General features: G+C 59.5%; 19 protein-coding genes. 6 read left to right on the forward strand and 13 right to left on the reverse strand.

Going from position 1 to position 20,353, the window contains the following annotated elements; all coding sequences use genetic code 11:
- Window positions 1-30: 30 nt before the first annotated feature.
- The 5 genes from H1Y61_RS06840 to H1Y61_RS06860 all read left to right on the forward strand — a co-directional run bounded on the left by H1Y61_RS06840 (window position 31) and on the right by H1Y61_RS06860 (window position 3,845).
- Window positions 31-540 (forward strand): ureidoglycolate lyase, encoded by a 510-nt coding sequence (locus tag H1Y61_RS06840; protein WP_180574122.1) that lies wholly within the window; start codon window positions 31-33, stop codon window positions 538-540.
- Window positions 537-893 (forward strand): hydroxyisourate hydrolase, encoded by a 357-nt coding sequence (gene uraH, locus H1Y61_RS06845; protein ID WP_180574123.1) that lies wholly within the window; start codon window positions 537-539, stop codon window positions 891-893. Before H1Y61_RS06840 ends, uraH begins: the two co-directional genes overlap by 4 nt.
- A gap of 3 nt (window positions 894-896) precedes the next feature.
- A complete protein-coding gene (locus tag H1Y61_RS06850) occupies window positions 897-1,643 on the forward strand; it encodes a metallophosphoesterase family protein (protein WP_180574124.1) in 747 nt (248 codons plus the stop codon).
- Window positions 1,644-1,742: 99 nt separating this feature from the next.
- Entirely contained in the window at window positions 1,743-2,408 is a 666-nt protein-coding gene (locus H1Y61_RS06855) for a response regulator (RefSeq protein ID WP_060717790.1), read from the forward strand.
- 30 nt (window positions 2,409-2,438) lie between these two features.
- A complete protein-coding gene (locus H1Y61_RS06860) occupies window positions 2,439-3,845 on the forward strand; it encodes a sensor histidine kinase (RefSeq protein WP_235680851.1) in 1,407 nt (468 codons plus the stop codon).
- A gap of 20 nt (window positions 3,846-3,865) precedes the next feature.
- Here the strand turns inward: H1Y61_RS06860 and H1Y61_RS06865 are convergent, their stop codons facing one another.
- The 3 genes from H1Y61_RS06865 to H1Y61_RS06875 all read right to left on the reverse strand — a co-directional run bounded on the left by H1Y61_RS06865 (window position 3,866) and on the right by H1Y61_RS06875 (window position 4,990).
- The gene (locus tag H1Y61_RS06865) at window positions 3,866-4,189 is read right to left on the reverse strand and encodes a type II toxin-antitoxin system PemK/MazF family toxin (protein WP_180574126.1); all 324 of its coding nucleotides are present in this window, start codon (window positions 4,187-4,189) and stop codon (window positions 3,866-3,868) included.
- The gene (locus tag H1Y61_RS06870) at window positions 4,186-4,410 is read right to left on the reverse strand and encodes an antitoxin MazE family protein (protein WP_180574127.1); all 225 of its coding nucleotides are present in this window, start codon (window positions 4,408-4,410) and stop codon (window positions 4,186-4,188) included. Before H1Y61_RS06870 ends, H1Y61_RS06865 begins: the two co-directional genes overlap by 4 nt.
- Before the next feature lie 112 nt (window positions 4,411-4,522).
- Window positions 4,523-4,990: an Lrp/AsnC family transcriptional regulator gene (locus H1Y61_RS06875; RefSeq protein ID WP_174111462.1), complete on the reverse strand. Its 468-nt coding sequence runs from the start codon at window positions 4,988-4,990 to the stop codon at window positions 4,523-4,525.
- A 126-nt stretch (window positions 4,991-5,116) separates the two neighbouring features.
- On the opposite strand from H1Y61_RS06875, the gene H1Y61_RS06880 reads away from it, so the two are divergent.
- Entirely contained in the window at window positions 5,117-6,346 is a 1,230-nt protein-coding gene (locus H1Y61_RS06880; protein WP_180574128.1) for an argininosuccinate synthase, read from the forward strand.
- Between the two features lie 255 nt (window positions 6,347-6,601).
- On the opposite strand, the gene H1Y61_RS06885 is transcribed toward H1Y61_RS06880, so the two are convergent.
- The 10 genes from H1Y61_RS06885 to xdhA all read right to left on the reverse strand — a co-directional run bounded on the left by H1Y61_RS06885 (window position 6,602) and on the right by xdhA (window position 20,341).
- Window positions 6,602-7,489, reverse strand: a complete 888-nt coding sequence (locus tag H1Y61_RS06885; protein ID WP_180574129.1) for an ABC transporter permease — start codon at window positions 7,487-7,489, stop codon at window positions 6,602-6,604.
- A gap of 13 nt (window positions 7,490-7,502) precedes the next feature.
- Window positions 7,503-8,321, reverse strand: a complete 819-nt coding sequence (locus H1Y61_RS06890) for an ABC transporter ATP-binding protein (protein WP_015916803.1) — start codon at window positions 8,319-8,321, stop codon at window positions 7,503-7,505.
- Window positions 8,322-8,414: 93 nt separating this feature from the next.
- Window positions 8,415-9,434 (reverse strand): ABC transporter substrate-binding protein, encoded by a 1,020-nt coding sequence (locus H1Y61_RS06895; RefSeq protein WP_180574130.1) that lies wholly within the window; start codon window positions 9,432-9,434, stop codon window positions 8,415-8,417.
- A 319-nt stretch (window positions 9,435-9,753) separates the two neighbouring features.
- A complete protein-coding gene (gene guaD / locus H1Y61_RS06900) occupies window positions 9,754-11,061 on the reverse strand; it encodes a guanine deaminase (protein ID WP_180574131.1) in 1,308 nt (435 codons plus the stop codon).
- On the reverse strand, window positions 11,061-12,293 hold the full coding sequence (gene puuD / locus H1Y61_RS06905; protein WP_156555023.1) for a urate hydroxylase PuuD: 1,233 nt from the start codon (window positions 12,291-12,293) through the stop codon (window positions 11,061-11,063). Before puuD ends, guaD begins: the two co-directional genes overlap by 1 nt.
- A gap of 124 nt (window positions 12,294-12,417) precedes the next feature.
- A complete protein-coding gene (locus H1Y61_RS06910; protein ID WP_180574132.1) occupies window positions 12,418-13,335 on the reverse strand; it encodes a LysR substrate-binding domain-containing protein in 918 nt (305 codons plus the stop codon).
- 344 nt (window positions 13,336-13,679) lie between these two features.
- Entirely contained in the window at window positions 13,680-15,416 is a 1,737-nt protein-coding gene (locus tag H1Y61_RS06915; protein WP_180574133.1) for a tetratricopeptide repeat-containing sulfotransferase family protein, read from the reverse strand.
- A gap of 63 nt (window positions 15,417-15,479) precedes the next feature.
- Window positions 15,480-16,283: a xanthine dehydrogenase accessory protein XdhC gene (xdhC, locus tag H1Y61_RS06920; RefSeq protein ID WP_180574134.1), complete on the reverse strand. Its 804-nt coding sequence runs from the start codon at window positions 16,281-16,283 to the stop codon at window positions 15,480-15,482.
- A complete protein-coding gene (gene xdhB / locus H1Y61_RS06925) occupies window positions 16,280-18,625 on the reverse strand; it encodes a xanthine dehydrogenase molybdopterin binding subunit (RefSeq protein ID WP_180574135.1) in 2,346 nt (781 codons plus the stop codon). Before xdhB ends, xdhC begins: the two co-directional genes overlap by 4 nt.
- A gap of 243 nt (window positions 18,626-18,868) precedes the next feature.
- A complete protein-coding gene (gene xdhA, locus H1Y61_RS06930; RefSeq protein WP_180574136.1) occupies window positions 18,869-20,341 on the reverse strand; it encodes a xanthine dehydrogenase small subunit in 1,473 nt (490 codons plus the stop codon).
- Window positions 20,342-20,353 lie beyond the last annotated feature (12 nt).

The raw sequence follows: 20,353 nt of genomic DNA on the forward strand, positions 1-20,353 counted from the left end.
CGCTGGCCCACCTCGTTTGCGGATCTTGCCATGACCCAGCCATTCCTTCCCCTTGCCATCCGCCCGTTAACCCCTGAAGCCTTCGCTCCCTTCGGCGATGTTATCGAGGCCGACCCCGCCCGGATGCGACTGATCAATGGCGGCACGACCGAGCGGTTTCATGCTCTGGCCAGCCCCGATGTGCTGGGTGAGGGCGCCCGTGTGGTTCTCAATATCTTTCGCGGTCAGCCACGCCGTTTTCCCTATGAAATTGGCATGATGGAACGGCATCCGCTTGGCAGCCAGAGCTTTACGCCGCTGTCCGGCCGCTCGTTCCTGCTGGCGGTTTCGCTGGACGAGGGTGGCCGTCCGGGCGTGCCGCAGGTATTTCTGGCCGAGCCGCAGCAGGGGGTGAATTATCACCGCAATGTCTGGCACCATCCTTTGATGGCAATCGGTGAGGTCAGCGATTTTCTGGTTGCGGATCGCGATGGTCCGGGAAACAATCTGGAGGAGTTCTTCTTCGACCAGCCTTACCTGATTCTGGAGCCACGCCCATGACCGGCCTGACCACCCATGTTCTCGATACCGCCCTGGGCCGCCCGGCGTCCGGCCTGCGCATCCAGCTGATGCGGATGAACGGTGAGGAGGCGGACCTGATCAAGACCGTGTTCACCAATGCCGATGGCCGGGTGGATGGCGGTCCGATCCTGGCGGGCGAAGAATTTCGTGTCGGCCAATATGAATTGCTGTTTCATGCCGGTGACTATCTCAAGAGCCAAGGGGCGGAACTGACCGATCCGCCATTTCTGGATGTCATTCCCATTCGCTTCGGCATTGCCGATCCGCAGGCGCATTATCATGTTCCGCTGCTGCTTTCGCCTTACGGCTATTCCACCTATCGCGGGAGTTGACCGATGCGATTTGCCGCCATAGCCGATATTCACGGCAATTGTCTGGCTCTGGAAGCGGTGCTGGTCGATATTGCCGCTCAGGGCATTGGCTATGACCATGTGGTCAATCTCGGTGATTGTTTTTCCGGGCCGCTGGAGGCGGGGCGCACCGGCGATCTGCTGCTGTTGCTGGATCTCGTTACCGTCAGAGGCAATCATGACCGCTACCTGATCGAGCAGGACAGGGCAGCGATGCATTCTTCCGATGCGCAAGCCCATGACCAGCTTTCGCCTCGGCATTTGCAATGGCTGCAACGCCTGCCCGTCACCACGGTCTGGCGCGAGGAGGTGTTTCTCTGCCATGCCACGCCAAAAATCGACGATCTCTACTGGCTGGAAAGCGTCAGCCCCGAAGGCCTGGTGCATTTGAAAGCCCGCGCCGAAATTGAGGCACTGGCCGAGGGCGTCGGGCAGGAGCTGATCCTCTGCGCCCATTCGCATCTGCCGCGTGCGGTGCGGCTTACCGATGGGCGGCTGATCGTCAATCCCGGTAGCGTCGGTTGCCCGGCCTATGATGATGACGTGCCGTTTTATCACCGGGTGGAAGCCGGAACACCGCTCGCCTCCTACGCCATTCTGGAAAAGGGTGAGGCAGGCTGGACGGTGACGTTCCGGCAGGTGCCTTACCGTCATCTCGAAATGGCCCGACTGGCGGCGGACAGGGGCCGGGACGATTGGGCAAGCGGGCTGGAAAGCGGCTGGCTCGCCTGACGATCAATGCCAAAAATAATCTGTTGCAACACTCTTTCCGCGACCTTTTTGATCGGCGGCGCTGTATGATAGGTACGGGAAGAGGATGAATGAACCATCATGCGATTGCTGATCGTTGAAGACAATCATGAATTGGCCGATTGGCTGGCCAAGGCGCTGACCCAGGCGCATTACACCGTGGATGCCGCCCATGATGGCGAGGAGGCCGAGGATTTTTTAAACCTCGCCGATTATGCCGCCGTGATCCTCGATCTGTCCCTGCCGAAGATTGATGGAATGACCCTGCTGAAGCGCATTCGCCGCAGTGGCCGTAAAGTGCCGGTGATTATTCTGACTGCCAATGCCTCGCTGGACGGACGGGTTGCGGGGCTGGATTCCGGTGCTGACGACTATCTCGCCAAGCCCTTCGAAATGGCCGAGCTGGAAGCCCGGCTGCGAGCGCTGATCCGGCGCGGGCATGATCTGGCCAGCCCGGAAATTGCCGTGGCTGATCTGGTGCTCAATAGCGCGACACGGCAGTTTTCCCTGAAGGGCGAGGTCTTGTCGCTGACGCCACGCGAACATTCGGTGCTGGAATATCTCATACTGAAGGCGGGCAGCACCGTGACCAAGGCGGCGCTGTCGCAAAGCGTGTTTGGCTTCGACGCCGAGACCGATCCGAGCGCCATTGAGATTTACGTGCACCGGGTGCGCAAAAAGCTGGAAGGCGGGGCGGTGCAGATCGCCACCCTGCGTGGCCTCGGCTATATGCTGCGGGCCGCGTGAGATGGGGAGCGTGATATGGGCGGGCGCGGCATGAATTTTGGTCGTGTCCGGCCCTTGCTGCGGCTGCGCCACAGCCTGAGGGCGCAGCTTCTGGCCTGGGTGATGGTGACGCTGGTCGGCGTAATCGGCTTTAATCTCTATTTCGGGCTGGTCATGGCCCGCAGCACCGCCAATCTTGTAACGGATAATATGCTGCTCGGCTCAGCACGAATGATTGCCGAGGCGGTGCGGGTTGATCAGGGCGGCAATGTCGAGGTGGATATTCCACCCGCGGCACTGGAAATCTTCGATACCGGCTTTGGCGACCGGGTCTATTACCGGGTCACGACCGCCTGGGGCAATCTGGTGTCCGGCTATGCCGACCTGCAAGCACCGGCCCATGAGCGCCAGGGCGAGGACATGGTGTTTCGCAATCTCAATGTCCGCGCCTTGATGCTGAACCACCCGGTGGTTGGGGTTGATTCCAGTGTAGGCACGGAGGGCGCTGGCGTTACGGTGACCGTGGCGGTGACGCGCTATAGCCAGCAGGCGATGCGCACCCATCTATGGTTTTCGAATTTTAACGGTCAGGTCCTGCTGGTTCTGGTTGCCGGGGTGGTCACGGTGCTGGGGCTCCAGCGCGGGCTTGGCCCCGTCTTGCGGCTGCGGGATGCGGTGCGCGCCCGCCGTCGTGATCAGCTGGAACCTTTTGATGAGACAATTGTCCATACCGAGCTTCGTCCGCTGGTACGGGCGCTGAATGATTATATGAACCGCGTGCAGCGCCAGATGGCAGCGCAAAAACGCTTCGTTGCCAATGCCGCCCATCAATTGCGCACGCCGCTGACGCTGATTTCGACGCAGGCCAGCTTTGCCGCCCGCGAAACCGACCCGGCCCGGCGCGACGAAGCGCTGCACGCGCTGATCCGCAGTACACGGCAAGTCACCCGGCTGGCCGAACAGCTGCTGACCCTGACCCGCGCCGAACCCGGCAGCCGCGCACCCCGCGCCGACCGCGTCGATATGGCCGACATCGCCCGTCAGGTGTTGGAAGCCCAGGCCGAAGACGCATTGCGGCGCGGCATCGATCTCGGCCTGGAGGCGGAAGGGGCGGCCCCCGTCACCGGCGACGCCACCATGCTACGCGAAATGGTCGTCAACCTGGTCGATAACGCCCTGCGCTACACGCCTTCCCCCGGTGTGGTGACGGTGACAGTGGAGACGCTTGCCGACACCGTACAACTCACCGTCGAAGACAGCGGCCCCGGCATCGCCCCCGCAGAACACGAACAGGTCTTCGAACGCTTCTACCGGATCATCGGCACCCAACCCGAAGGCAGCGGCCTCGGCCTCGCCATCGTCCGCGAAGTGGTAGAAGGCGCAGGCGGCAAGGTCACGTTGGGGAGTGCTGCGGAGGGTGGTCTGAAGGTGGTGGTGCGGCTGCCGAGGGCGGGGTGAAGTTCAAGGGGGTGGGCGGTTCAGCCAAAGCCGAAAAACACAGCCAGCGAACGGGTCACGGACAGCATTGTGTCATCATCCAACCGACCGAATGCGGGGCCAAGCCGCTCTCGCCTGATCGACATCGCTTTGTTCACCATGATCTGTGACGGTTTTTTCAAGTCATTGGCGGGCGACGGTTGCACGGTCACCCGCAGCAGCGGCGCATCGACGAGCGTGGAGGAGATCAGCAACACGGTTGCGGTGCCGGTTTCAGAGAAAAAGTCCGATTGAATGATGATGGCAGGGCGTGGCTTACCAAAGTCGCCGGGCACGGCGACTGTCACCAGATCGCCCCGCTTCACTCGGGATACTCGTTATCGAGATCGACCAGAGCATCATCCATGAAAGCCAGAACATCACCATCAGCCCCATCGACAGCCGCGACCGCCATGGATTGACGATGGCATTCCTCGATAAAACCAGGCCGCCGCGTATCCGGCACCCAGATTTGCACAGGTCGCAACCCCGCAGCACGCAAGGCATCGCGCCGTTTTTGCACACGATGATTGTCGGGTGTCGGCATGAGGTCTCCTTTCGTTACATGTAACCTAGGGATTATGGGTGTTTATCAGGTTTGTGAAGTGGAGCGACTTAAACAAACCAGCCGCGATCATTCGCCATGCGTTCGACCCTTCTCATCCTAATGGCAATTCGAAGCTCTGTTTCAGTGTCTCCATCGGCACGTCCGTTTTCACGCTGAGGACGCTTGGTATTCGGGTGAGGTGGTCGGCCTGGAAGCGCCAATAGCTATGCAGATCGGCGGTGGCGATGCGCAGAATAGCGTCGCATTCGCCTGTCGTCAGATAGCATTCGATAACTTCTGGAAATTTCCTGATTGCCTCGGCAAATTGCAGAGTGAGCTGCGCGTCCTGTGTCTTGAACCACACCCGCGCAAACACAGTCAGCCCGGCGCCAACCTTTGCCGGGTTCAGCACCGCAACATAGCGGTCGATAATGCCTGCCTCTTCCAGCAATCGCACGCGCCGCAGACAGGGAGAAGGAGACAGCCCGACCTGCTGGGCCAGATCGACATTGGAAATACGTCCGTTTTTTTGAAGTGCCCGCAAAATGCGGCGATCTATATCGTCCAAAGTGTGAGGCATTTTCCATCTTCCAGTCGGATAATATTGAAATTATATGCCAATATATCGGATTTTTGTAGCCTTTTCGCAACCATATTGCGCGGGGATTGACCTATTCTTTCAGTTATCAATCTGGAGACTGGAACGATGGCAAGGGAAATCAAAAAACTGGTACTGGCTTATTCCGGCGGCCTGGATACGTCCGTGGTCCTGAAGTGGTTGCAGGTGACCTATAGCTGCGAGATCATCACCTTTACCGCTGATCTTGGGCAGGGCGAAGAGCTTGAACCGGCGCGCCTCAATGCGCAAAGGCTGGGCATTGAGGATATTCGCATTGTTGATCTTCGAGAAGAATTCGTTCGCGATTTCGTCTTCCCGATGATGCGTGCCAATGCGCTCTACGAAGGCCAGTATCTTCTGGGCAGTTCGATTGCCCGACCCTTGATCGCCAAACACCTTATCAGCATTGCTCAGGACGTCGGGGCCGATGCCATTGCCCATGGTGCGACTGGCAAGGGCAATGATCAGGTCCGCTTCGAACTGGCCGCCAATGCGCTTGATCCGTCAATCAGTGTCATCGCTCCTTGGCGCATTTGGAGTATCCAGTCACGCACGCAGTTGATTGAATACGCGCAGACGCATCAGATCACGATCCCTCACGACAAGCTCGGAGAGGCGCCTTTCTCCACCGATGCGAACCTGCTGCACACCTCTACCGAAGGCAAGGCTTTGGAAGATCCGTCCGTGGTTGCTCCAGCTCATGTCTATCAGCGGACGGTTGATCCTCTACATGCTCCCGATGTGCCCGACATCATCACAATCGGCTTTGAAAAGGGTGATGCCATCTCTCTAAACGGCGAGCATTTATCTCCAGCCGCCTTACTGACAAAATTAAACAGTTTGGGTGGGCGGCATGGAATTGGCAGGCTCGATCTTGTTGAAAATCGCTTCATCGGCATGAAATCCCGTGGGATCTACGAGACGCCGGGCGGTACCATCTTGCTTGCTGCGTATCGCGGTATCGAGTCCATTACCCTCGACCGGGCAGCAGCGCATTTGAAGGATGAGATCATGCCCCGGTATGCCGAACTGGTTTACAATGGTTTCTGGTTTGCGCCGGAACGGGAGATGTTGCAGGCCTTGATCGACCGAAGCCAGGATTATGTTGCCGGGGAGGTGACAGTGAGCCTCTACAAAGGTCAGGCGCGCGTCATTGCCCACAAGTCACCCTATTCCCTCTATTCGATGGATCTGGTGACGTTCGAAGAAGGATCGAGCGGCTACGATCACCACGATGCCGAAGGCTTTATCCGGTTGAACGGACTACGTTTGAAAAGCTGGGGCGCTCGAAACAGAAGCGTTATGCGGTCGAAATGAGATTTGCGCCAATCGCAGGTGTATCCTGTTGTGAAAGATCGCGTCCTCTTCCGTCATCTTTGGGCTTGTCCCAAGGGTCTGCTGCCGCCCGCCCATGGTTGACTCTACAGGATATCCCACTGTGGTTAGATGTCCGGCACAGGGCCGAGCATGACAAAGAGGCGCAATGACGCGTTATTAAAATATCAAAAGCCGCCCGCACCATCAGTTGCGAGCGGCTTGCCGGGAGGAGCATTTACCTTCCGTCAACGCGCCTCAATGCGTGTCGAGGCTCTGCTGCGGGCGCCATTTGGCTAGGCGGTTTTCGACCAGTGTCATCACATATTCGGCGGCCAGCGTGATGATCATGACGAGGACGATGGCGGCGAACATGCCGGCGGCGTCGAAGGTGCCTTTGGCAATCGAGATCAACTGACCGATGCCGTAGCGGGCGCCGACGAATTCGCCGACGATGGCACCGATGATCGCAAAGCCGAAGGAGACGTGCAGGCTGGCGAAGATCCAGCTCATCGCCGATGGCACGATCACCGCCTTGGTCACTTGCCAGTCGCTGGCGCCGAGAATGCGGGCATTGGCAATCATGTCCTGGTCGGCTTCACGCACGCCCTGGAAGGCATTGGCGAATACGACGAAGAACACCATGATGAAGGCCAGCGCCACCTTGGAGGCAAGGCCGAGGCCCATGATCATGATGAAGATTGGCGCCAGAACCACGCGGGGGATAGAGTTGATCGCCTTGATATAGACGGAGAAAATGTCGGACAGCAGCTTGTTGCGGCCAAGGCCGATGCCGACCACCACACCGGCAATCGAGCCGGAGAAGAAGCCGATCAGCGCCTCTTCCATGGTAATGCCGAGATTGTACCAGAGCGAGCCTTCCGTGGTGCCATTGACGGCCCAGTCATAGATCCGCTCCACCACCGCATAGGGGCTGGCATAGAAGAACGGGTCGATCCAGGTCTGGTCGGAAGCCACCTGCCAGAGCGTCAGCACGCCTACCAGAATGGCGATCTGCCAGAACAGCACGATCTGCTTGCGGCGCTTGACGGATTTCAGCGCTGCGGCCTCTATTTCCTTGTCGGATGTGCCGGCGCGAAAGGTGGCCGCAGGGGTGGCCGGGCTTTGCATACTAATGTCTGCCATAATTCTATCCTCCTCAGGCGGCTTCGCTGGCGCGGCGGTAGCTGGTTTCCACTTCCTGGCGCATGTCTTCCCAGATCGTCTTGCAATATTCGACGAATTCCGGCTCGTAGCGGATCTCGGAGACAACACGCGGGCGCGGCAGCGCGATGGGGTAGACGGATTTCACTGTGGCCGGACCGGCGGTCAGCACATAGACCTTGTCGGCCAGCGCCACGGCTTCTTCCAGATCGTGGGTGACGAAAATTACCGAGGCCTTGCGCTCGGCCCAAAGCTTCAGCAATTCCTCATGCATCACGGTACGGGTCTGCACGTCTAGCGCCGAGAAGGGCTCGTCCATCAGCAGGATTTCCGGCTCGTTGATGAAGGTTTGGGCCAAGGCCACCCGCTTCCTCATGCCGCCTGAGAGCTGGTGGGGATAGTGATGCAGGAACTTGCCAAGGCCGACGCGGGCCAGCCAGTCTTTCGCCAGCTTTTCTGCTTCGGTTTTGGATTTGCCGCGAAACAGCGGGCCAGCCATGACATTGTCGATGACATTCTTCCACGGAAACAGCGCATCCTTCTGGAAGGCGAAGCCGACGCGCGGGTCGATGCCGTTGACCGGGCCGCCCATCAGCCGCACTTCGCCAGCGCTGGGCTTTGCAAGGCCGGTGACAAGGTTAAGCGTGGTGGATTTGCCGCAGCCGGTCGGGCCGACGACGGCAACGAATTCGCCGCGCTCCACCGCCATGTTGAAATCTTTCAGCGCGGTCAGCGTCTTGCCGGTGGGGGAGACGAAACGGCGCGTCACATTGATGAGTTCAATAGCCGGGGTCCGGCTCTGATCTTTGGCCATGGGACATCCTTCCGGCGAGCGTCAGGCCCGCAGAGTGTGATCGTTAAAGGAGAGGAAAGGGCCGCCCGGCCAAGTGACTGGCGGCCCTGAAAATCAGAACTTGGCGTTCTTGACGAATTCGGTCGTATAGGTCTTGGACAGGTCGATCTTCTTGCCCTTGACGTTCTTGGAAAATTCCGAGAGCACGGCCAGAACCGTCGGCGGGCCATCTTCCGGCATCACGCCATCGGGGGTGAACATACCCTTGCCAGCGTCTAGAGCCTTGATATAGCCCTCCTTATCGCCAACGTAGAAATCCTTCGGCATTTTTTCAGCGATTTCAGCCGCCGAATGGGTGTTGATGAATTTCAGCGTCTTGACGAAGGCGTTGGCAAGCTTCTGTACCTCTTCCTTATGCTCCTTGACCCAGGCGGTTTCCATATAGAGAGAGGCGGCCGGATAGGTGCCGCCCAGTGCTTCGCGGGTCTTGTCCACAGTGCGCAGATCGACCAGAACCGAGGCTTCACCGGTCTTGACCATGCGCGAAATCGTCGGCTCGGTGGTCATGCCGCCCTGGATGCTGGCCTGCTGCATGGCGGCAATGAACGTGCCGCCCGCGCCGACCGGAATAGTAACGATCTCGCCCGGCTTCAAGCCTGCCTTGGAGGCCATGTAAAGGGTGAGGAAATTGGTGGAGGAGCCAAGCCCGGTCACACCCAGCGTCTTGCCCTTGAAATCGGCAAAGCTCTTGATTTCCGGGTTCTTGGTCGAGACCAGCTCGACTTCGCCCGGCGCCTGGCTGAACTGTACGACCGATTCGACGAACTTGCCCTTGGCTTGCAGATCGACGCAATGGTCATAGAAACCGACCACGCCGTGCACGGCGCCAGCCAGAAGCTGGTTTTCGGCATCGACGCCAGCCGCTTCGTTCAGCAGCTCGACATCAAGGCCTTCTTCCTTGAAATAGCCAAGGCTCTCGGTCAGTTTGGCGGGCAGATAGATCTGCTTTTCAAAACCGCCGACCATAATGGTGATCTTTTCGGCAGCCTGCGACAACGCGGTGCTGGCCGTCAGGCTGGCAGCAGCGACAGCGCAAAGCGAAATGGCGCGGAACAATTGGCGTGTGGAACGCATGGATATTATCCTCCTCTGGGTCAATCTCCGTGGCGCGCTCCCCGGCGCGTCTCCTCCACGGGATGGTGGAGCGTTTGTAGCAGTGCTAGCTTTCAGTCAGCTTTCAGAGGGCGAAAAAATCAATGGATTGTTAAATCTGCCAGTTGATTGACAAACCCCGATCTCGGCATTTCGTCATCCTCGGGCTTGTCCCGAGAATCTGCTGTCGCTGAATAAACCATTGACGTTGTTGGTTAAATTAACGTGCTTAGATGCTCGGCACGAGGCCGAGCATGACGTCGAGGATAAATACAGGGTTTGTCAGCAGTCTGCTGTATTGTTAAATCCGCGGCTTCGAAGCCGCGCCCGCCACATAGGTTTCCACCACCACCCGGTCGTCGCCGAGCGTCTGCATCAGGAACAGTTCCTCGGTCAGCGAGGTTACAGCTTCCATTTTCAGTGCCATGGCCGGGGTGGCATGGGCGTTCAGCACCACCAGATCGGCCTCGGTGCCGGGTTCTAGCGTGCCGATCCTGTCGGAGAGTGACAGGGCCTCAGCATTGCCCAGCGTCATATGGTAGAAACTGTCGAGCGGGTTCAGCCGTTCGCCCAGCAATTGCTGGATCTTGTAGGCCTCATCAAGGGTGCGCAGCATCGAATAGCTGGTGCCGCCGCCGATATCGGTGGCAAGGGCAACGCGCACCGGCTTGTTCCGCCGCTGGATGGCTTTCAGCGGAAACAGGCCGGAGCCGAGGAACAGGTTTGACGTTGGGCAATGCACTGCGACCGAACCTGACTCTGCGAGAGCATCGGCTTCACGCTCCGAAAGGTGGATCGCGTGACCGAACAGAGTTTTACGCCCAAGCAGGCCGTAGCGGGCGTAGATATCCGTATAGTCGGTTGACTCAGGGTAAAGACTGGCGGTGAAGTCAATTTCCTCGCGGTTCTCAGAGAGATGCGTCTGGATATGGAGATCAGGGAATTCATGGGCCAGCGCCTGGGTCCGCTCCATCTGCTCGGGCGTCGAGGTGATAGCAAAGCGCGGGGTGATGGCGACGAGGTTGCGTCCGCGTCCTTGCCAGCTTTCGATCAGCTCCTTGGTCTCGTCATAGCCGCTTTGCGGCGTGTCCAGCAGGCCCTGCGGCGCATTGCGGTCCATCATCACCTTGCCGGCGATCATCCGTGTGCCGCGCCGGGCGCTCTCGGCAAAGAAGGCATCCGCCGAGGTCTTGTGGACCGAGCAATAGGCCACCGCCGTCGTCGTGCCTTGGCGCAGGAATTCATCGAAGAAATGGGTGGCGATCCGCGCCGCGTGGGCGGTTTCAACGAAGCGGCACTCCTCCGGGAAGGTATAGGTGTTCAGCCATTCCAGCAGATTGGCGGCATAGGAGCCGATCACCTGCATTTGCGGAAAATGCACATGGCAGTCGATAAATCCGGGCAGAATCAGATGCGGGCGATGGTCAATCTCCACGGTCTGCGCGTCGGCCTCTGCCTTGACACTGTCATAGGCACCGGATGCGAGGATCAGGCCGTTTTCCACCAAGACTGCGCCATCGCTTTCATAGATGTAGCTGGCGGTATCGGTGATGTCGCGGGGCTGGCTGCGGAAGGAGAGCAGGCGTCCACGGATCAGGGTCTTTGTCATTACGGGCTTTTGCCTTTCACAGCACTTTCATACCAGGCAACCAACAGGGCGCGTTCCTGAGGCGTGACCTCCGAAACATTGCCGGGCGGCATGGCGTGGCTTCGTCCGGCCTGGATATAGATCTCCCGGGCATGCGCCGCAATCTCGGCATCGGTTTCGAATTTGACGTTCTTGGGCGCAAATGTCAGCCCGTCCCAGACTGGCTCCGCCGCATGGCACATGGAACAGCGCGCCTGGACGATATCGCGGGCGCTGCCAAAATGTGCATCCGCCATGAATTGCTGCTGCATGGGAGACAGGGCGGCATGCTCGCCAGTATCAGGTTTCTGCACGGTGGAAAGCCACATGATGATGATGAAAATCACCGTGGTCAGCATCCAGGTCCAGATCGGGCGGCCTTTGCGGGCATGGGTGGTGTTGAACCAGTGGCGGATGGTGACGCCCATCAGGAACACAAGCGCGGCGATAATCCAATTATAGGCGGTGGCGAAGGCCAGCGGATAATGGTTGGACAGCATGAAAAACACGACGGGAAGCGTCAGGTAGTTGTTGTGCAGCGAGCGCTGCTTGGCAATCATGCCGTATTTCGGGTCGGGTTTACGCCCCGCAATCAGGTCGGCCACCACGACGCGCTGGTTGGGCATGATGATGAAGAACACATTGGCGGTCATGATCGTCGCGGTAAACGCGCCCAGATGCAGGAAGGCGGCACGCCCGGTAAACACCTGCGTATAGCCCCAGGCCATCGCGACCAGCAGGATATAGAGCAGGACCATCAGCCCCCAGGTATTCTTGCCGATCGGGGATTTGCACAGCAGGTCGTAGCAGATCCAGCCGATGGCAAGCGAAGCCATCGACAGGCCGATGGCCTGCGGTTGGGTAAGGTCGAGCACGCTACGGTCGATCAAAAACAGATCGGCCCCGCCGTAATAGACCACGCAGAGCATGGCAAAGCCGGAGAGCCATGTGGCGTAGCTTTCCCATTTGAACCAGGTCAGATGCTGCGGCATCGAGGCAGGTGCCACCAGATATTTCTGCACATGGTAAAAGCCGCCGCCATGCACCTGCCATTCCTCGCCATAGACACCTTCCGGCATGCCTGGGCGTTTGACGAGCCCCAGATCCAGCGCGATGAAATAGAAGGAAGAACCGATCCAGGCGATGGCGGTGACGACATGCAGCCAGCGGACCGCAAAAGCCAGCCATTCCCAGGCGATGGCGAATTCATACATGGTTGACCTCTTTGACTCTCCCGACCAGAAACATTGCAAAATACTGGCGGCCAAGGGAAGGGCACATTTTCGCAGATGTGCAAAAATATGTGCATGCGTATGTTTTAGGCAGATTGGGCGGGGATCAGGACGTATGGACACCGTTCCGTTCGAAGGGCGGCAGGCTTGCAATCAGCCATTGGTGAAAGGCTTTGACCTTCGGCATGGTCCGGCGCGATGCCGGGTAAACCAGCCAATAGATCTGGTCATCACCCAGCAGCAGGTCGAAGGGCTGGATTAGGCGGCCGGATGCGAGTTCTTCCTCGACATAGAAGGGGCTGAGAATGGCGACGCCATGTCCGGCCATAGCCGCACCGGCTTGAAGGTCGAGGGCGCCCTGCGCGTCGAGGCCGATAGAGGCTGGCAGGGGAGAGGCAATGCCAGCGCTGTGAAACCAGTCCGCCCACCAATCCTCGCAACTGCTCACGCGCGGCAGTTTGAGTAGATCTGCGGGTTCGCGGATGCCGCCAATGCTGTCGGCCAGCGCCGGACTGAGCATGGGCGCATAATCCAGCTTCAAAATCGGATGACAGATCAATCCGGGCACCGGCTCCTTGCCGATATGAATGCCGACATCGCCACCGTCACGGGCAAAATCCCGCTGCTTCCCATCGCTTCGCAGCAACCGCACGGCAATACCCGGATGCAGGAGTTGAAAGCTGCCGAGATGGCGCGCCAGCCAGTGGGAGGCGAAGGTCGGCGTGGAATGGATTTCCAGAACTTCGCTTGCCTCATGCCGTGCCAGTGCCACGGCCTCGCGCAGCAACTCAAAGCCTTCCCGCGTTTTCGGCAGCAGCCGCTCCCCGGCCTCGGTCAGGCTAATCTGCCTTGATGTCCGCAGAAACAGTAGCGCACCGAGATTATCCTCCAGCAACTTGATCTGGTAGCTCACCGCCGTCTGCGTCATGCCTAGCTCTTCAGCGGCGCGGGTAAAGCCATTGTGGCGGGCGACGGCCTCGAACACCCGCAGCGCATTGACGGGAAACTGTTTCGACAATTTCATCGGATAAGCTCTCTTTATGGATGAGCATCGTAATCCGATTGGATTGTTGAGGCAATTGCCGCCAATATTCACATATCAAGCCGGGTGTGGCTGCTGAATTTATGCCTCTTCCCGCCCGGTCTCATACATCAATAGATTTTAGGGAGCGCGGAGCATTATGCCATCTGCGAAAGCATTGTCATGCCTCGTTGCGAGGCTTTTTAGCACGATGATGAGCGGTCTTTCTGGTCCGAAACACCATCGTCGAAGCCAAGATTTGCCAGAGGATCTGAGGCGGGATGTCGGCCTTGACGATAGGGTGCCGGAGCAGGTTGCCGATGGCGTCTGGTTGCCCGCCAGCAGGCTCAGGCATTTGCTGCAAGGCGCTCTTCGTTGATCAATCCTGCCTGAGTCAACCCCGCGATCATCTCGCCTAGCCTATGGCGGTAATGGGCGGTCTTTTTATCGACGCCGCTATAGAGGCCCTGGCGGACCTGGGCGCTGCTGAGTGTCATCACCGCTCGTTCAGCCTTATGGAAGTCGAGGCAGTTTGCGTCCCAGGGCAGACCGCAAAAGGCAAGCAGACGGCGGGTTTCGGCTTCCTGGTCGAGCGTTAGCTGCTCATAGCCAAGCTCCAGTACATCATCAGGAAATAGCGTTTGCCAATGGGCGCAGAGCCGCCGCTGGGCGGCGATATAGCGGGCGGTCTCGGCCTGATCGTAGCTATATTGCATGCCGTCGCTGGGAAAATAGCTGGAATAAAGCGCAAAGCCGCTGGCCAGCGGATCGCGCTTCATGATGACGATTCTTGCGTCAGGAAACATCAGTTTGATAAAGCCGACCCAGAGGAAATTAACCGGCATCTTATCAACGACATGGGCGTCTCCAGCCTTTTCCCGGACCGGGACGATATAGCGCCGGGCCGCATCGGCCAGGGCTTTGGGCGTCACGCTATCGAGGCCGCGCAATGTCTGGCGGTCTGGCTCGAAGAAGGCGTCGGTAATCGCATAGCTCAGCGTTTCCAGCTCACCGGCACCGTAGACATCTGCGTGGCTGGCAAGGATCTGCTCCGTCAGGCTGGTGCCGGAGCGGGGCAGGCCAACCACGAAGATCGGCCGGTCTGGTTGGACATATCCCCCCTTGGTGATGCTGTCTTGCGTTGAGCGGATGAAGTCGGGGGTGAACCGAGCTTCCAATGCCTGCATCAGGTCAAGATCCTGATCGATGGTATAGGCCGTGAATTGCCGCCGCCGTTCACGGTTGGCGTCTTCGAGATAGCTGAAGGCGTCGTCGTATCGGCTGACATCGTTCAGCGCCTTGTAAAGCGCAAAGCCGACTTTCAGCCGTCGGGCAGGTTCCTCTGCCAGCGTTGCATGCAGGGCCTGCATGGCGGCGATATCTGGATCATCCGGTCGGGCGCGGCTCAACATGCCCAGCAGCAGATAGCTATCGACATGGGTGGGATCGAGGTTCAGTACCTTGCGATAGGCGGCTTTTGCCTCATCCATCCTCCCGACGCCCTGCAACGCCTGTCCCAGGTAAAAATGCGCCGTGAGATCACCGGGATGAGCGCTCACCGCCCGTTCCGCCAGCGCCAGACCCTGCTTGAAATCGCCAGCAATCAGGCTGCGGAAACTTTTGTCACTCAGCGCGACCAAATGGTTCGGGTCGTGGTTGAGGGTTAGATCGTAGGCCTCATTGGCCTCCAGATGGCGGCCCGCCTGTTTGAAGCAATGGGCAAGGGCGCTGTAGAGCGTGGCATTCGGGCCGCCTGCTGCTATCGCGGCCTGATAATGGGCGATTGCGTCCGGCCAGCGCCCGTTGATCTGGGTCAGATCGGCAAGCCGGCTATGGGCGGATGGGTCGGCGTGGATCAATAGGACCGCTTGTAGAAGCTCTGCTGCCCCGGCATGGTCATGAAGATGGATCGAAATTTCGGCCAGATCGCGTGCGGCCTTGCAGGCCATCTGTTGCAGATCCTCGGCCTTGCGGCGGGCTTCTGGCGGCAATTTGGCCAGATCGGCTGGCTTATACTGGCGCGCCATAGCCAGCAGCGGTTCCAGTTTCTGGCGCTGGGCCTGTAGCTTTTCCAGGGCGCTCATCGTGTCCGTTCTTTCATGTCCATTCCGGACCTGAATGGCAGATCAGCCCTGCGTGAGGCTGGCTTACAGCAGGCGGTTGACCAGTTCGGCGGCGACCAGCGCGGCGATGACAGGCGGGCGCTTGTCCTTGATGGCGCTTGCGCCGATTGGCAGGATCAGACGCGACAGGCTGGCCGGATCGCCGCCTTCTCGCGCCAGCCAATGGGCAAACGTGGCGCGTTTGGTGGCAGAGCCGATCATGCCGATATAGGCGAGATCGTCGCGGGCCAAGGCTTCGCGGGCAATCAGGAAATCCAGCGCATGGTCATGGGTGACGATGACAACAGCACCGCCGGGGGCGATTTGCGCCACATGGCTTTCCGGCATGGCCGTGCGGTCAAGCGGAATACCGGTCGGCACCTCGCCATCGATTGCGTCGCGTGCATCGATCAGCCTAGTGCGAAACGGCAGCGGCGCCAAGGCGGCGGCCAGCGCCAGCCCGACATGGCCTGCGCCAAAAATGAAGACCTGCGGCCAGGTCCGGCGTGCCTGATCCTCGCCAGCCAGCAGAGCCTGCCGGCGGTCCGGTGTCATCAGGGCAAGCGTCAGCGTCACCCGTCCACCACAGCATTGGCCGATTTCCGGACCCAGTGGCACGGTCATTAACACGTGGTCTTCGCCTGCTGCCAGCATGGCGCGGGCTTTTTCAATCGCCAGATATTCCAGCTGTCCGCCGCCGATGGTGCCGAATACGCTGTCGCGCGCCACCACCATCAGCGCACCCGCGTCGCGTGGGGTTGAGCCTTTGGCTTCAGTGACAGTCACTGCCACACAGTCAGCGTGGTGCGATAGGAAGGCGGCAAGCACTGCGCCGGGAAGATCGGTCACGCGCGCTGTGCCTCCTTCAAACGCTCTACTGCCATCAATACCCGTTCTGGTGTGGCGGGCGTATCGAGGCGCGGGCAGTGGCGGTAATCGGCCACGCTTGCCACCGCCATGGAGATTGCCTCCAGCACCGAATTGGCCAGCATGAAGGGCGGCTCGCCAACCGCCTTGGAACGGCCAATGGTGAGTTCGGTATTTTCCGCCCAGTCCGCCAACTTGACGTTGAAAATCTTCGGCCGGTCGGAGGCAAGCGGGATCTTGTAGGTGGAGGGTGCGTGGGTGCGCAGCCGGCCCTTGCCGTCCCACCACAACTCCTCCGTGGTCAGCCAGCCCATGCCCTGCACGAAGCCGCCTTCGATCTGGCCGATATCGATGGCCGGATTGAGCGATTTGCCGACATCGTGGAGAATATCGGTACGGTCAACAATATATTCACCGGTCAGCGTGTCGATGGACACTTCGGTGCAGGACGCGCCATAGGCATAGTAATAGAACGGCGTGCCGCGCCCGGTTTCTCGGTTCCAATGGATTTTCGGCGTCTTGTAGAAACCGGCAGCCGACAGCTGGACGCGGGCGAAATAGGCCTGACGGATGAAATCGGGGAAGGCAATCTCTTCTCCGCCAACCCTGACACGATTGGGCAGGAACACCACGTCTGCCTGCGACACGCCCCATTTTTCCGCGGCAAATGCCACCAGCCGCTCCTTGATCTGGCGCACGGCATCATAAGCCGCCATGCCGTTCAGGTCCGAGCCGGAGGAGGCGGCGGTGGCCGAGGTATTCGGCACCTTGCCCGTCGTGGTGGCGGTGATCTTTACCTTGTCGATATCCACCTGGAAGCCATCGGCAATCACCTGGGCGACCTTGGTATAAAGGCCCTGGCCCATTTCGGTGCCGCCATGGTTGAGATGGATGGAGCCGTCCTGATAGACATGCACCAGCGCGCCCGCCTGGTTGAAGGCGGTCATGGTGAAGGAAATGCCGAACTTGATCGGGGTCAGCGCAATGCCTTTTTTGATCACCGGGCTGGTCTTGTTGAAGCCGATGATCGCGGCGCGCCGTGCCTGATAATCGCAGGAGGTTTCCAGCTCCTCGACCACACGGGCGATGATATTGTCGGTGACCTGCTGGTGATAGGGCGTTAGGTCGCGGCCAGAGCCGGTCTCGCCGTAGAAATTGGCCTTGCGAACCTCCAGCGGGTCTTTACCCAAGGCGTAGGATATTTCCTCGATCACCCGTTCGGCCCCCAGCATGCCCTGCGGTCCGCCGAAACCGCGATAGGCGGTGTTGGAAACCGTATGGGTTTTCAGCGGTTGTGAGGTCAGCTTCACATGCGGGTAGAAATAGCTGCTATCGGCGTGAAACAGTGCCCGGTCGGTGACGGGGCCGGAAAGATCTGAGGAATAGCCGCAGCGGGCGGCGAAGTTTGCTTCTATCGCATGGATACGGCCATCGCCATCGAAGGCAACGTCGAAATCCATTTTAAAATCATGGCGTTTGCCGGTAACGCTCATGTCCTCGTCGCGGTCCGGGCGAAACTTCACAGCCCGGTTGAGCTTCTTGGCGGCCAAGGCCGCGAGCGCCGCAAACTGATTGCCCTGGGTTTCCTTGCCGCCGAAACCGCCGCCCATGCGCCGCACATTGACGGTGATCGCATGCGAGGAAATATCCAGCACATGGCCGACGATATGCTGGATTTCCGACGGGTGCTGGGTCGATGACCAGACGGTGACATCGTCGTCTTCGCCGGGAATGGCGAGCGCGATATGGCTTTCCAGATAGAAATGCTCCTGTCCGCCGATCCGCATCGAACCTTGCAGCCGGTGCTCGGCCTTGTCCAATTCGGTTTCCGGCGTGCCGCGTTTCAGCACCATGCCCGGGGTGACGAGCGGCGCGCCGTTTTCCAGTGCGGCATCGATATCGGTCCAGAAGGGCAGGTCGCGGTATTCGATTTTGGCCAGCCTTGCCGCCTTGCGGGCTGCGTCGCGGGTCTCGGCAATCACCGCAAAAACGGTCTGGCCGTGAAACTCCACTCGGTCGGTGGCGATCAGTGGTTCGTCATGCCGCCCACCGGAGGAGACGTCGTTGATGCCGGGAATGTCGCTGGCGGTCAGCACTGCGACGACGCCGGGATAGGTCTGGACACGGGACAAATCCATGGAGAGAATTTCAGCATGGGCGCGATCCGCCATGCCGAGCGCGCCGTGCAGCAGGCCAGCGGGTTCGGGAATATCATCGATATATTCGGCACTTCCAGCCACATGCTTATGCGCTGAATCATGGCGCAGCGATTGATGCATTGGACCTTGTATGGCGGCGGCGGTGGTGAAAAGGGCCTTATCCATGGGGTTGGCTCCTTGCATCAACGGCAACATAATATGGCTTCGCCCCCCTCATCCCCCTGCCGGGACCTTCTCCCCGCAGGGGAGAAGAGACGAGTGGTGATGCCTTGCTCCAAGTGAAATGCCGTATTCCAAACGGTTGCCATACGAACGAGACACTTGCAGCCTGCTTCTTCTCCCCAGCGGGGAGAAGGTGGCGGCAGCCGGATGAGGGGGGCGAAGCCAATTGCCAGATGTTCATACCTGTCAAACCCTCTCCATCGCAAAGCGTTCCAGTTCTTGTCTCTCGCCGGATGTTTCCAAAAAGAACCGCGTCAGCAGGTTTTTCGCCGTCAATTGCCGGTAATCGGCGCTGGCCCGCCAGTCGGAGAGCGGCTGATAATCGGCATCAAAGGCGGCGCGGGCGGAATCGATACTCTCTTGGCTCCAGACTTTCCCGATAATAGCCGCCTCCACGGCCCGCGCCCGTTTTGGCGTTCCGGCCATGCCGCCAAAGGCGATGCAGATGCTGGCGACGCGGTCGCTCGCATCCTTTTCGAGATAAAAGGCCCCGCAAAGCGCTGAAATATCCTCATCGCGGCGCTTTGAGATCTTGTAGATGGCGAAGTCGCTTCCGGCCTTGGGGCGGGGCAGGAAAACACGCTCGACAAATTCGCCCGACTGCCGATCTTGCTTGCCGTATTCGATGAAGAAATCTTCCAGCAGCAAGGTCCGCGTTCCCGAAGCCGAGTGCAACGTCACCGTCGCGCCAAGCGCGATCAGCGCAGGAGGCGTATCGCCAATCGGCGAACCATTGGCGATATTGCCGCCAATCGTACCCATATTGCGCACCTGCTGGCCGCCGATCCGCTCGATCAACCGGCCAAAGGTGGGGATTTCCGCCCGCAGACAGTCGAAGGCGGCGCTGTAGCTCACCCCAGCACCAAGGGTGATGCCGCTCTCATCGATGGTGATGGTCTGCAAGGCTTCCAGATGGTTGATGAACACCACGGGGCTTAACGTCCGCATCTGCTTCGTCACCCATAGACCGACATCGGTCGCGCCTGCAACAATTGTCGCCTTGGGATGGGCCGCCAGCACATTGGCCAGCGCCTCGATGCTGTTGGGGACGATCAGGCTGCGGCCATCATCTCCTTCAAGGGTAATGGTATCGGTGCTGGTCATGGCGTCCAGCGTGGCGATGATCTGCTCCCGTTCCCGTGCCAGCGGATCGAACAGCGCTGAGGGCCTTGTCCGGCCCATCTGTTCGGCGGCTTTGACGATGGGCTCATAGCCGGTGCAACGACAGAGATTGCCTTGCAAGGCCCGCTCGATTTCGGCCCGACTGGGCGCTTCGCTGGTCAGCCATAGGCCGTAGAGCGACATGACGAAGCCAGGGGTGCAGAAACCGCATTGCGAGCCATGGCAATCCACCATGGCCTGCTGCACCGGATGCAAGGTGCCATCCTTGGCGGCCAGATGCTCGACCGTCACCACATGGGTGGCGTTGAGCGAGCCGATGAAACGGATGCAGGCATTGACCGCCTCATAGCGCAACACGCCCTTCACCAGCCGACCGACCAATACCGTACAGGCCCCGCAATCGCCTTCCGCGCAGCCTTCCTTGCTCCCAGTCAGCCGCTTTGCCAGACGCAGATAGTCCAGCAGCGTGCCGGTTGGGTCGGCGCTATCAAGCGTCACGGGCTGGTCGTTGAGCAGAAAGCGGATGCGGTTGGTCATGATGGCCCTTTG

Source organism: Agrobacterium vitis, assembly GCF_013426735.1.
Taxonomy (GTDB): domain Bacteria; phylum Pseudomonadota; class Alphaproteobacteria; order Rhizobiales; family Rhizobiaceae; genus Allorhizobium; species Allorhizobium vitis_D.